Source organism: Alkalicoccus luteus, assembly GCF_052061695.1.
GTDB classification, from domain to species: domain Bacteria; phylum Bacillota; class Bacilli; order Bacillales; family Salisediminibacteriaceae; genus Alkalicoccus; species Alkalicoccus luteus.
Genome location: NZ_JBPZEY010000008.1, coordinates 85850 through 99094, shown reverse-complemented (window position 1 = coordinate 99094; position 13245 = coordinate 85850). Strand labels below are relative to the sequence as shown.

Here is a 13245-nt window from a genome sequence, read left to right as displayed (position 1 = left end):
GATAATTGAATGTGCTATGCTGATTTTATTCGTTATACGAAAGAAAAATGGGGAGGAAGATGATGATGAAAAAACAGCTGTTTATCGTATCTGCTGCTGGACTGATCGGCGCAGGAGCATTCGCTGGAGCCGCTTCAGCTGAAGAAGAAGCCGAATATATGGTGCTGTTAAACGGAAATGTAAGCATTGAGGAGGGCACGGCAGAACTGGAATCACTAGGAGCAGAGGTCGTCGCCGATGCGGAAGCGATTGGACTCGTACATGTTGCAGCCGGAGAAAGCTTTCTGGAAGACGTGGAAGCTAGCGGGATCGCCGCTTCAGCTGTCGAAGACGTGCGCATTGAGACGAAGGACCTCGTGCTGGAAGCCGATGACGTAGTACCGGACGAAGCCGCAGAGGCAGATTTGTTTGAGCAGTATCAGTGGGACATTAAACGCGTCACGAACGACGGCGCAGCGTGGGATGTGACGAAGGGCGATCATTCCGTGGTCGTCGGCGTGATTGATACCGGCGTTGATTTTTCCCATCCGGACTTAGAAGACAACCTGCTGTACGGTAAAACGTTCCACCCGGATTCATCTCCGGAGGATGCCTATGAAGACTCCGGTATGCACGGCACGCATGTGGCAGGCTCGATTGCCGGTAACGGACGCGTGCTCGGCGTTGGACCGGAGCTCGGCATTGCTTCCTACCGCGTCACGAACGACCAGGGGCGCATGAACTGGACCGGCATTCTGGATGCGATTACGACCGCCGCGGATGATGGCGTCGATGTTGCTAACCTGAGCCTCGGCACGTACAGCTTTATCAATGAAGAGGCAGATCGCCTGCTTCACCTGTCGTCCAAGCGCGCCGTACAGTATGCACATCGAGAAGGCATGATTATCGTCGGTGCAAACGGCAATGATGGACTCGATCTCGGTAAAGCTGTTCATACCGTTCCGGGCGAAGGGCGTCAGTACGGACCGCTGTTTGACACGTTTACGGACATTCCAGGCGTGATCAGCGTATCAGCATCTACCGACCGTGATACGCTTGCCTACTATTCCAACTACGGCACGTCCAACGTGAGCCTCGCTGCACCGGGCGGTGACTACGGTCCAAACTGGCCGAACCCGGATCAGGATCAGTCGCTGCTGGAAGAGGAGTCCCGCGCCTACAGCACGATCCCAGTTGATCAGGGCTCCTACGGCTGGGCGATGGGTACGAGCATGGCCGCGCCGAAAGTAGCCGCAGCTGCTGCGCTCGTGAAGGTAGAAAACCCGAACATGCAGCGCCCGCGCGTCATCACGCACCTGCAGCAGACAGCTGATCAGGTGGACGGCAACGGCCGCAGCAACGAATTCGGCCACGGCATCGTCGACGTATACGAAGCACTGCGCTAGACCATTAGAAACGTCCGCTCCCCGTGAAGGAGAGCGGACGTTTTTTGAACAGCGCGATTATGCACCGTCTTGCTAAGCTATTTCATGTGATCTCTTACTTTTTTTTCAGCGGGACACGTCCTGCCGCTGGTTCTGCATAAAGCGAAGGATGTCATGTACTTCGTAGTCCCCCTGGTCTCCTTGAACTAGATGGGTCAGGGTGCTGCAGGCGATGCTGAATGCGAGCAGTTCATCACCAGGCATATTCGTCATTGTGCCGTGAAGTACACCGGAAGCAAATGCATCCCCGCCCCCTACTCTGTCGAGAGGTTTAAACGAAGCTGGTAAGCCGGCCGTCAGACTCTCTCCATCGAAATAATAACCTGTCAGCCGATGCGATCCATCTTCTAGCAACTCCCGTTTAGTGGATGCAGCAGAAGCAACGCCGAACTCGTGATGCAGCCTTTGGTAAAAGTGAGTCAGCTCTTCTTCATAGCTGCTTCCTTGTTTCTCCCAGTTAAAAAGCCAGGCGAAATCTTTCCAGCCTGCAAAACAGTGATCAACAAGCGGAAGCACATCCCGGAAAGCCTCAGCAGCCTCTTCTGGTGTCCAGAGCTTGCCTCGAAAATTGAAATCGAAACTCGTTTTTACGCCGTAATGACGCGCTTGCTGAAGTGCTTCCTTTACAAATGAACGAAGCTCAGGGGACAAGGCGGACGTAATTCCGGTTACATGCAGCCAGTCTTTTTCTGAAAACAGCTCCTCCCAGTTGATCGGCAATTCCGGAAGGCCTAAAACAGAGGCACCGCTTCGATCATAGTAGACCTCGGCTTGTTTCACAGAAACCGGCTTCTCCAAATAATATGTGCCAATCCTTCCTTCAGCAGCATAGATCATATCCGTATGAACTCCTGCCTGACGCAGGTGCTTCTTCATAGCCTTCGTGAGTGGATGTTCATGCGGCAGCGCCGTCACATAATGAACATCGTGTCCCAGATAACCAAGTGTGACCGCTGTGTTCGCTTCAGCTCCCCCATAAAAAGCGTCAAGTCTGGATGATTGTGACAAGGGACTGTTGTCTGCTGTCTGATAGCGGACCAGCATTTCACCGATCGTGACAATTCGACTCATTGGACGCCACCTGCCGCCTGCATAAAACGCCTTGCTTCTGCTGTTACAGCATCAAAATCGCCGTTTTTAGCCCCTTTTGTCATGTCTCCGCCTACTCCTACCATGACCGCCCCCGCTTCGAGCCACTCTGCTGTATTATCGACTGTAATACCGCCGCTCGGCATAATATTCACATGAGGGAGCGGACCTTTCACCGCACTCAAAAAAGAAGGACCGAACGTTCCACCTGGGAATAATTTCACAACTTGAGCACCATATTCCATTGCCGTTATCATTTCCGTAATCGTCATGCAACCAGGTAAGTAAGGCACCTGATACCTGTTGCACAACAAAGCCGTTTGCTTATCGAATCCCGGGCTTACAATAAAGGCAGCACCTGCCAGGATCGCAATTCGTGCCGTTTCTGCATCAAGGACTGTTCCAGCTCCGACAATCGCATCAGAAAACCGATCTTTCAGCCGGCGGATAACGTTCTCTGCACCATCGACAGTAAAGGTTACTTCCAGAACTTTTACACCACCTGCATAGCAGGCCGCTCCTGTTTGTTCCGCCTGTTCAGCCGAATCTCCCCGGATCACGACTGCCAGCTTCTCGTTAGTCATGCCCTGCACGATAGATAGTAACTGCATAGTCTCCTCCTATACTCCTGAATAAGCTGAGAAACCGCCGTCTACTGGCACAACAATGCCGTTAATAAAACTGGATGACTCATCTACGAGCCAGAGCAGCGTACCAATCAGTTCTTTCGGCTCCCCGAACCTTCCCTGCGGAGTCTGGCTTATGATTTTTTCGGCGCGATCTGTATAACTGCCGTCCTTATTCAACAGCAGCTCCTCATTTTGCGCAGTAAGAAAAAAGCCGGGTGCGATCGCATTGACACGGATACCTGTATCGGCAAAATACGTAGATAACCATTGTGTAAAATTGCTGACAGCTGCTTTAGCTCCGCTGTATGCCGGTATTTTTGTGAGGGGGCGAAACGCATTCATTGACGAAATATTAATAATCGAGGCATGCTTTTTCCCAACCATGTCTTGTGCAAAAACCTGGGTAGGCAGAAGCGTTCCGATGAAATTAAGTCTGAACAGCCATTCTACTGCTTCCGGATCAAGATCAAAAAAAGTCCGGTCCACACTTTTTTCCGCCCATTCGGCCGTCAGCTTTTCATCCGATGTTGTCGCTTTCGGGTGATTTCCGCCGGCTCCATTGATTAAGATGTCGCACGCGCCGAACGTATCGGTAATTTCCTGCCTGACTTTCTCCAGGGCCTGCCTGTCGAGAACATCAACGCTGAAGCCCTGAGCTCTACCCCCTGCCTCTCGAATTTCATCTACTACTTTAGCGCTTTTTTCACGCCTTAATGACAACACAGCTACTTTCGCTCCAAGCTGTGCCAATGCGAGGCTCATCGCTGAGCCCAGCACTCCGGACCCTCCTGTGATGACGACCACTTTATCTTTTACATCTACCTCAAACGGGACTGACATGCCATCCGCCTCCTTCACTGCTTCTGGTGAATTGTATCCATGATGCCGTTCAAATAAGCTGCACCGAGAGCTCGATCGTACAAACCGTATCCCGGTCTGCCGGTTTCTCCCCAGATCATTCTGCCGTGATCAGGACGAATAGGCCCGCTGTATCCCTCTTGTATGAGCGTCTGCATAACACCGACCATATCGAGAGACCCGTCATGAATGGAATGAGACGTTTCCTGAAACGATTTCTCTCCTGTCCATTTTACGTTTCGAGCATGGACGAAATGAATACGTCCAGCGGCCGCCTTCACAATCTCGTGCAAATCATTTGCCGGATCTGCGCCGTACGATCCTGTACAAAATGTAATCCCGTTTTCATCTGCGTCAACAGCAGAGAGAATTTTTCTCACGCTGTCCACATTTGTCACAACGCGAGGCAGGCCGAAGATCCCCCAGGGCGGATCGTCAGGATGAATCGCCATCTTGACTCCTGCTGCTGTCGCAGTGGGAATAACTTCTTCAAGAAAGTAAATTAAATTATCCATCAGCTGAGCTTCGGATATGCCACGGTACTCTTCCATAATTTGCTGCAGTTCATCTGTCTGGTAAGAGAGATCCCAGCCAGGAAGCGTCAGTTCACCGCTCAGCGGGTCAAGAGTAGTCACCGTTTTCTCATCATATTTCAGTGAATTTGATCCGTCGGGAAGTGGCGCATCAAGCTCTGAGCGAGTCCAGTCGAACACTGGCATAAAATTATAGCAGACCGTATACACCCCTGCTTCTGCAAGATTTTGCAGCGTCTTTTTATAATTCGCAATCCACTTGTCTCGAGTGGGACGACCAAGTTTAATCTCTTCGTGAACCGGGACGCTCTCGATCACGTTTAATCGCAGGTTCATGGATTCGATTTGTTGTTTCAGTTTGATAATATCTTCAACCGGCCAAACTTCACCTGCCGGAATATCGTAAATCGCGGATACGATCCCTTTCATCGCCGGAATTTGGCGAATGTAGTCCAGTGTCACCGGATCGCTTTCACCGTACCATCGGAAACTCATTTCCATGCCAGTATCCTCCTGCCTTATAGTGTTGATGAATGCTTCGGCTGCAATTGAAAATAGCGTTCGGCATTTTGATAACAAATGCCTTCTACATACTCCCGCAACAGCTCCCAGTCTTCCGGCACCATGCCTTCTTCCACCCATTCGCCGATCATGCGGCAGAGAATCCTTCTGAAATACTCGTGTCGCGTTAGGGAGAGAAAGCTTCTTGAGTCGGTCAGCATTCCAATAAAATGGCGCAGAACACCTACATTAGCCAGCGTTCTCATCTGATCCAGCATGCCATCAAGATGGTCATTGAACCACCATGCAGTTCCGAACTGTATCCGTCCAGGTTCCTCCGCGCTCTGAAAATTGCCAGCGGCAGTTGCCATAATGATATTATCCTGAGGATTGAGCGTATACAGTACTGTTTTTGGAAGTCTGCCTGCGCTCGCCATTTCGTCCAGCATACGGTTCAGTGGTTCTGCAACCGGGGCGTCATTCATTGAATCGAATCCTGCATCCGGGCCGACCTGTTCGTGCATAGCTGTAAAATTGTTACGCAGCGGCCCGATATGCAGCTGCATCGCCCATCCTTTTTCGTGATACATCTCCGCCAGTTTTTGCAGGGTGACAGTTTTATACTGAAGCACTTCTTCTCCTGTCACAGGAGAGCCTTCCATTCTTTTTTGGAACACGGCAGCCGCATCCTTTTCAGAAGCCGGTACGTGATACATTTTATTAATCCCGTGATCGGATGCTCTGCAGCCGCATTCGTGAAAGAATGCTATACGGTCATCTAATGCGTTAAGCAGTTGATCATAAGAGGCGATGTCACGTTCTGCAGCTACTGCCAATTCACCGACCCAGTCTAGAAAATCGGGATGATCCAGATTCAGTCCGCGGTCGGGGCGAAAAGAGGGTGCCACCGTAACAGGAAACCGATCCTGCTGCAGCTTTCGATGAAACTCCAGATTGTCGATTGGATCGTCTGTAGTACCAACAAAAGCCACATTCTGCATCTTCAGCATGCTTCGCACAGAAAGATCCCCAGAAGCCAGCGTTTTATTTCCTTCTTCCCAGATTTTATCTTTTGTGTCTCCGTTCAGCGGTTTCTCAATTCCGAAAAATCTGGACAACTCCAGATGCGTCCAGTGATAGAGCGGATTGCCAAACAAGTTCGGCACGGTCTCTGCCCAAGCGTCAAATTTCTCTTTATCTGTTGCTTCTCCGGTAATGAAATGCTCCTTTATGCCATTTGCTCGCATTGCCCGCCACTTATAGTGGTCTCCTTCCAGCCAAATCTCAGTCATATTCTGATAATTCCGATCTTCCCAGATATCTTTGGCACTGAGGTGATTATGGTAGTCAATGATCGGCATTGCCTCCGCAAATTGGTGATACAATTTTTTAGATGCTTCGGTACGAAGCAGGAAATCATTCGTAAACATGTCTATCCCTCACTCCTCGCGCATCTTTATATCATTTCAGAAAAAGATACGCACGGTTATTGGTCAAAAACGCCCGGCAGCCATAGAACAAGATCCGGAAAAAAAGCAACTAAGAGAACTACGACGAGCATGGTTCCATAAAATGGAAGCATCGCCTTCGAAACTTTCTCGATCGTAAGCTCGCCAATCGCAGAGCCGACAAAAAGTACTGAGCCTACTGGCGGCGTCACTAATCCAATGGCGAGACACAGCATCATAAGCACTCCAAAATGTACAGGGTCCATGCCGACAGTAACAGCAACAGGCAGCAGAATCGGCGTTGCAATCAAAATCAGCGGTGCCATATCCATAAACATACCGAGTACAAGTAAAATCAAGATAATGAGCAGAATAGTTACAATATCGTTCGGTGAAATACTGATAAGTGCTTCAGATACAAGCATTGGAATCTGTAGCAGTGAGAGCAGCCAGCCGAACGAGGATGAAGCAGCAATTAAAAACAAAACCATCGACAGCGTTTTAAAGGTCGAATGAAGAATGCCGGCCATTGCTTTCAACGGGATTTCACGGTAGACAAAAAACGTAATGATAAACGCATAAAGAGCACCGATAGCCGCGGATTCTGTTGCTGTGAAAAAGCCGCTCACAATACCACCGATAATGATCACCACGGTGAAAAGACCAAGCAGCCCTTCCCATACAATGCGCGGAATATCCTTTGCTTCTACAACGTCACCTTTTGGGTAATTGCGCTTTACAGCAATTACATATGCAAGAACCATTAATGCCAGACCCAGCAGAAGCCCCGGAAGCAGCCCGCCCATAAACAGGGCGCCGACCGAAATGCCTCCTGCAGCGGTCGAATAAATAATCATGTTATGACTAGGTGGAATAAGCACTCCTTGAGCCGCACTGGAAATGGTAACTGATACCGAATAATCAGCATGATAGTTGTTCTTTTTCATCATTGGAATCATCACAGAACCGACAGCTGATGTATCCGCCAGCGCAGATCCTGAAATACCGCCAAACAACGTACTCGCAAGTACATTTACCATCGCAAGTCCTCCGCGGATCTTGCCGATGATTACATTTGCAAGATTAATCAGTCGCCTTGTCACTCCGCCGGCGTTCATAATTTCACCTGCCAGAATAAAAAACGGGATGGCCAGCAGCGTAAACGAATTCAACCCTGCAACCATGCGCTGAATTAAGGCAGACAGACTCAAATCCATATAGACACCAGTGATAAGGGACGAAAAAATGAGTGCCAGGGCAATTGGAACTCGAATAATTAAAAACAGCACGAAGCTGCCAATCAGCAGTGCAATTTCCATATTCGTCAGGCCCTCCCTTCGTCCATCCCGTATTCCTGGTGCATTCCTTTTGTGAACAGCAGTTCAATGCCATTCAGAAGCACATAGAAACCGGTGATCGGCAGAACAGCATACAAAAAGCTCGAAGGAATACCAAGACCTGCTATATTGGAATTCCACATCAGTACTGTATAGGTCGTTCCGTAGTAAAGCAGAATACCCCCGAGCGTGATCACGAGCAGCTTAGAGAAAAACTCAAGACCGTTCTGCCAAGATACCGGAAGCTGCTTCACAAAAATGCTGACACCGATATGAAGCTTTGCTTTAAACCCGTAGGCTATCCCGAGAAAACCAACCCATACGAATAAAACTCTAGACAGGGCTTCCGTCCAGGCAGGGCTCGTCCCAAGGACTTGTCTTGAAAACACCTGATACAAAATAACGAGCACGGTCAATAAAAGCATGAGAAGAGAGAGCACCAACAGACTCTTATCCATCCCCCGCTTCACCTTCAGGATCGACTTTTTCATGGACATCACCTCTTATAAAAGAAGGGAGGCAACCTCCTCCCCCCTCAATTCCTATTGCTGAAACCGTTCGATCCATTCGCTGTATTCGTCTCCGAACTCATCGTAAACTGGTTCTACCGCATCCTGCCATTCACCAAGGTCATCCACTTCAATCAGCTCATTGCCGTTTTCTATAACTGCTTCTCTGGATTCCTCTGTCAGTTCTGCCCATGCTTCTCTCTGAACATCTACAGAATCCCTAGCAGCCTGCTCAAAAGCTTCCTGATCTTCTTCACTTAAATCCTGCCAGAAATCTTCTGAAGCGATCACTACTTCCGGTACTCCCTGATAGCCCGCAAGCGTAAAGTATTCTGCTACTTCATAGTGATTGGACGTGTAGTAGCTTGGGAAATTGTTTTCAGCTCCGTCAATAACACCCGTTTGCAACGCTGAATATACTTCGCCATATTCCATCGGGGTTGCTTCCGCTCCAAGTGCTTCAACGATCGCAATAGCGAGATCTGAAGATTGAACGCGAATCTGTAACCCTTCCATATCTGATGGGGAAGAGACTGGTCGTTCCGAGTTATAAAAGCTTCGTTCACCGGAATCATAGTATGTCAGACCGACGAGGCCCGAACCGGCAAGAGTGTCCAGCAGATCTTCACCTGCGTCTCCAAGCAGGTGGTCCCATTTTTGCTCTTCGTCTTCAAAGAGGAAAGGCATGAGCAGAACGCCGATGTCATCTGAGAATTCTGTTAGCGGGACCGAATTGACACGGGCAATCTCCAAGCTCCCCAGCTGCAGTTGCTCAATGACTTCTGATTCTTCTCCAAGCTGTCCTCCTGCATATACTTCAATCTCGTATCGGCCATCCGTGTATTCATAAACGTTTTCTGCAAAGGCCTCGTTGCCGATTGTGGTTGGATAATCATCCGGGTGGTTTTCTGCGAGTCGCAAAGTTGTTGTATCTGCATCTGACTCTTCTGCTTCTGCGCTTTCTTCTTCATTTCCGTTGCCGTTCAGACCATCATTACCACCATCTTCATCGTTTCCGCACGCGGCAAGCAGCGTGCCTCCAAGCAGCGCTACTGATACGAGTCGCCAGTTCATTTTCTTCATGATACTACCCCTTTCTCCTCTTTATAATGAAGAATCCAAAATCCGCTTACTAATTAATTTGTTTGCCAAACAAATTAACTGAATAGCTATATCATAAATGAAAGCGCTTAAATATTCAATCCTTTTTTGCTATTTTTCAGAATTTAATCGACCAGTCCTTTATTTTCTGCTTTCTAAACATTAGCACTATTGCTTCCACGTCCATATAGTATATAATTTACTTACTAAACTAATTGGGTACATCAGGAGGATGCATATGATTACAGGCGATGCGGCTTACATTAAGCAGTTAAACCGCGGACTGCTGCTCCGGGAGATCAGCGATCAAAAGAAAATATCACGCGCTGCCCTATCCAAAGTAACTGGTTTGAATAAAGCGACGATCTCAGCACAGGTTGCTCAGCTTCTTGAAGAAGAGCTGATTTATGAAACAGAAGCAGAGCATTATGCCGTCGGACGCAGACCGATCATGCTTTCCATTAATGAAAAAGCAGGCTACGTGCTTGGAGCGGATTTGGATAAAGGTGCGATTTTATATCACGTGTCTGACCTTGCTGGAAATACGGTTCTTAACGAAAAGAAAATTATGGAAACAGAGGACTATGAAGCTGTTTTAGATATTCTTGCAGCCGATATTGAAATGTACACTTCCCGATTCGCTGAGGCCACGTATGGTTTAATTCGGGCAACAATCGGCATCCATGGTACTGTTTCCAATGACGAAGAAATCCTGTTCGTTCCAAAACTAGGATGGAGAAGAAAATCCATCAAGTCTGATCTGCAGAAGAGAGTTTCGATTCCACTCACTTTTGAAAATAATGCTAATTTATCAGCTTATGCTGAGCGTGTCTTTTCACATCAGAAAAGCGATCACTTGATGACAGTCATTTTATCTTCAGGCATTGGTTCAGGTATGATTATCCATGGCGAACTGGAGAAGGGTCATCATGGATATGCCGGCGAAATGGGACACATGATTATTTATCCGGAAGGCAGACCTTGTAAATGCGGCAACTCAGGCTGCTGGGAACGGTATGCCTCGGAGTCTAGTTTCTTTGACCACCTGGCTGAAGAACTTGGGGAATTCCGTCTGACAGCTCCTGACGTGCAGCAGCTGTTAGAAGATGGTAACTCTACTGCACAAAAGCATATGGACAGCTTCATCCGCAACGTTTCGATCGGCTTAAACAACGTTATAAACCTGTATAACCCGGAAACTCTTGTTCTCAACAGTGACGTCCTCTCCTGGTGTCCCCGAGCAATAGAGCGAATTAAAGATAATCTCGTCTCAAACGTCAGCACATGCGAAGAAATCTGCCTTTCACGCTTAGGCAGCAATTCCTGCGTACTGGGAGCCTGCGCCCTCTCCATTCAAACGTTTTTGAATATCTCTCACTTAACATTGAGTAACTAAAACAGACTACGTAACTAAAGAAACCGAACTATGAATGAAACTCTGGCAAGAGATTCAATAAATAGCTCGGTTTCTTTTTTGCCAAAATGTTTTTAAGATCGCTCCGCAAGCGCCAGTTTTTCTTTCACATCCCGGTTTACGATGTAAGCGGGAAAGCGTCCCTGGAGGACGTCCACCGCGTTCTGTGCGGTTTTTTGTTTCAGCTCATGCACGGATTCTTCTGAATAGAAGGCGGAGTGCGGCGTCAGAATCACGTTATCCATCGTGCGGAACGGATGGTCGGCAGCTGCCGGCTCCTGCTCCAGCACGTCCAGAGACGCCGCGCCGATTTCCCCTTGCTTCAGCGCGTCGATCAGCGCCTGTTCATCGATCACCGGTCCGCGTGACGTGTTAATAATCAGCGCATTCTCTTTCATCTGCTGAAATGCTTCTTTGTTGAACATGCCTTCTGTTTCGTTCGTCTGTGGCAGGTGGACCGAAAGGAAGTCCGATTCGCGGCAGAGCGTTTCAAACGAAACGAGCTTGACGCCAGCTTCTGCGGCCGTTGCTTCGTCGACGAACGGATCGTAGGCCAGCACGCGCAAACCGAACGGCTTCGCTTTTTCTGCTACGTTTCTCGGTATGTTGCCGAATCCGGCTAACCCGAGCGTCTGCTTTCGGAGCCTCGGAATCGGTGCCGCTTTTTGAAAATGCCATTCACCTTTGCGGACCGAGTCACGCAGAGTGACCAGTTTTCTGGCGTGCTCCAGTACAAAGGCCATCGTGTGATCCGCTACCTCATCCAGGCAGTAATCGGTGACGTTGCAAACAAGCACGTTACGATCCGTTGCAGCTTCGACATCAATCGTATTCACTCCGATGCCGTACCGGGCGACCACCTTTACATTCGGCAGCTGCTCCAGCACGTTTCGTGTAATCGGCGCATACTGATTCAACAGCGCGTCCGCATGCTGGCACGCCTCAATGACCTCTGCTTCTGTTTTGCACTGATGCAGCTCCAGCTTTATGTTCTGACCGTCTATCACGCTCTGTTCCGGTTCAAATGTCGTATAGTCATAATCGGTAACGGCGATTGTCCATTGTGTCATGTGAATCTCCTCCTACCTCGAAAATGTCAGGTGCTCCACTTCCTCCTGTTTTCCGATCAGCACGTCATCTGCCACTGACGCGAAAATACCGGTCTCGACGACGCCAGTCAGCAGCTTCAGCTGTTCGTGCAGCGATTCGCTCACCGTGACGCCTTTCGTTTTACAGTCAACGATCCAAAGGCCATTATCCGTCACAAACGGCTCGTCTTCACGTACACGCAGCTCCGGCTCAAGGCCCGTCCGGCGGAGCCGCTCCATCGTCTGCCCGTATGCAAACGGAACGATTTCCACCGGCAGCGGGAACGCGCCAGCTGCGTTCACGTATTTCCCTGCATCAATCAAAATCAGCCGCTTATCTGCTGCTTCCAGTACGAGCTTCTCCCGCAGCAGCGAGCCGCCCCCGCCTTTGACGAGCAGTCCTTCCGGCGTCACTTCATCGGCGCCATCAACAGCGAGCTCGACGGCATCCACTTCCTCCATAGTACGAACGCGGATGCCATACTGCCCGGCGAGGCGGGCCGATTTTACCGACGAGGAAACAGCTTCGATTGTCAGCCCCTGCTGCACCCGTTCGCCAAGCTTTTCAATAAAGATGTTCATCGTGCTGCCCGAGCCGAGACCGATCGTCATTCCGTCTTTCACCCAGTCGACGGCAGTTAAAGCCGCGAGTTCTTTTTCCCGCTCCCGGCTCATGAACGGCCTCCGGCAAGTGCCACCAGCTCTTCTGCACGGCTCGTTAGTTCAGAAAAGTTTCCAGAGTCGATCAGCTTCCGGTCGACGAGCGAGCCTCCAAGTCCGCAGGCTATTGCCCCTGCTTCGCGGAAGTCCGCGATGTTTGTCCGGTCGATGCCGCCTGTCGGAATGATCGGCACATGCGGAAGCGGTCCCTTCAGCTCCTTGATGTAGCGCGGTCCGAACGCGGACGCCGGAAAGACTTTGACACAGTCAGCGCCAGCCTCCACCGCCTGCAGCGCTTCTGTCGGCGTAAGCACGCCGGGAATCGAGACGGCACCAAGCTTTTTTGCCGTTTGAATCACGCGCCTGTCCATGTTCGGGGAAAAAATAAACGAAGCTCCCGCCTGCACCGCAGCTACAGCCTGCGCTTCGTCAATCACGGTGCCGGCGCCGATCCAGGCTTCTTTCCCGAAGCGGTGCACAAGTTCATGAATCGTATCAGCAGAATCATGCTCCTGCATCGTCAGCTCCAAATTCGTAACACCGCCTTTTAACAGCGCCTCGACGAGCGAAAACACGTGCTCCTTCGGCGGTTTACGGATCACAGCAATAATCGGTGATGCTTCAAACATCGGAAATGTATGCATACTTTTCCCT

Annotated in this window: 13 protein-coding genes; 2 read left to right on the top strand and 11 right to left on the bottom strand. The window is 49.7% G+C overall.

The window, feature by feature from the left end; translation table 11 throughout:
• Nucleotides 1-65: 65 nt before the first annotated feature.
• On the top strand, nt 66-1385 hold the full coding sequence (locus tag ACSZLD_RS12000; RefSeq protein WP_444685295.1) for a S8 family serine peptidase: 1320 nt from the start codon (nt 66-68) through the stop codon (nt 1383-1385).
• 105 nt (nt 1386-1490) lie between these two features.
• On the opposite strand, the gene ACSZLD_RS11995 is transcribed toward ACSZLD_RS12000, so the two are convergent.
• From ACSZLD_RS11995 to ACSZLD_RS11960, 8 genes are read right to left on the bottom strand one after another with little or no spacing between them, the layout of a single operon-like run.
• Complete coding sequence (locus ACSZLD_RS11995) at nt 1491-2495, bottom strand: sugar kinase (protein WP_444685294.1); 1005 nt, start codon at nt 2493-2495, stop codon at nt 1491-1493.
• On the bottom strand, nt 2492-3124 hold the full coding sequence (locus ACSZLD_RS11990; protein WP_444685293.1) for a bifunctional 2-keto-4-hydroxyglutarate aldolase/2-keto-3-deoxy-6-phosphogluconate aldolase: 633 nt from the start codon (nt 3122-3124) through the stop codon (nt 2492-2494). The genes ACSZLD_RS11995 and ACSZLD_RS11990 overlap by 4 nt, the downstream gene beginning before the upstream one ends.
• A gap of 9 nt (nt 3125-3133) precedes the next feature.
• Nucleotides 3134-3982 carry an SDR family oxidoreductase gene (locus ACSZLD_RS11985; RefSeq protein ID WP_444685292.1) on the bottom strand — a complete coding sequence of 283 codons (849 nt, stop codon included), beginning with the start codon at nt 3980-3982 and terminating at the stop codon, nt 3134-3136.
• A 14-nt stretch (nt 3983-3996) separates the two neighbouring features.
• Nucleotides 3997-5034: a mannonate dehydratase gene (gene uxuA / locus ACSZLD_RS11980; RefSeq protein ID WP_444685291.1), complete on the bottom strand. Its 1038-nt coding sequence runs from the start codon at nt 5032-5034 to the stop codon at nt 3997-3999.
• 17 nt (nt 5035-5051) lie between these two features.
• Nucleotides 5052-6464 carry a glucuronate isomerase gene (uxaC, locus tag ACSZLD_RS11975; RefSeq protein ID WP_444685290.1) on the bottom strand — a complete coding sequence of 471 codons (1413 nt, stop codon included), beginning with the start codon at nt 6462-6464 and terminating at the stop codon, nt 5052-5054.
• A 56-nt stretch (nt 6465-6520) separates the two neighbouring features.
• A complete protein-coding gene (locus ACSZLD_RS11970) occupies nt 6521-7801 on the bottom strand; it encodes a TRAP transporter large permease (protein WP_444685289.1) in 1281 nt (426 codons plus the stop codon).
• A 5-nt stretch (nt 7802-7806) separates the two neighbouring features.
• Nucleotides 7807-8310, bottom strand: coding sequence for a TRAP transporter small permease (locus ACSZLD_RS11965; RefSeq protein ID WP_444685288.1), 504 nt, complete (start codon nt 8308-8310; stop codon nt 7807-7809).
• Nucleotides 8311-8361: 51 nt separating this feature from the next.
• Complete coding sequence (locus ACSZLD_RS11960; protein ID WP_444685287.1) at nt 8362-9411, bottom strand: TRAP transporter substrate-binding protein; 1050 nt, start codon at nt 9409-9411, stop codon at nt 8362-8364.
• A gap of 256 nt (nt 9412-9667) precedes the next feature.
• Here ACSZLD_RS11960 and ACSZLD_RS11955 point away from each other — a divergent pair, with 256 nt between their 5' ends.
• Nucleotides 9668-10825, top strand: coding sequence for an ROK family protein (locus ACSZLD_RS11955; protein WP_444685286.1), 1158 nt, complete (start codon nt 9668-9670; stop codon nt 10823-10825).
• Between the two features lie 92 nt (nt 10826-10917).
• Here ACSZLD_RS11955 and ACSZLD_RS11950 read toward each other — a convergent pair whose 3' ends face one another.
• The 3 genes from ACSZLD_RS11950 to ACSZLD_RS11940 are packed head-to-tail and all read right to left on the bottom strand — an operon-like array spanning nt 10918 to nt 13235.
• Complete coding sequence (locus ACSZLD_RS11950) at nt 10918-11913, bottom strand: C-terminal binding protein (protein ID WP_444685285.1); 996 nt, start codon at nt 11911-11913, stop codon at nt 10918-10920.
• A gap of 12 nt (nt 11914-11925) precedes the next feature.
• Nucleotides 11926-12606: a ribose-5-phosphate isomerase RpiA gene (rpiA, locus tag ACSZLD_RS11945; RefSeq protein WP_444685284.1), complete on the bottom strand. Its 681-nt coding sequence runs from the start codon at nt 12604-12606 to the stop codon at nt 11926-11928.
• Complete coding sequence (locus ACSZLD_RS11940) at nt 12603-13235, bottom strand: bifunctional 4-hydroxy-2-oxoglutarate aldolase/2-dehydro-3-deoxy-phosphogluconate aldolase (protein WP_444685283.1); 633 nt, start codon at nt 13233-13235, stop codon at nt 12603-12605. The genes rpiA and ACSZLD_RS11940 overlap by 4 nt, the downstream gene beginning before the upstream one ends.
• Nucleotides 13236-13245 lie beyond the last annotated feature (10 nt).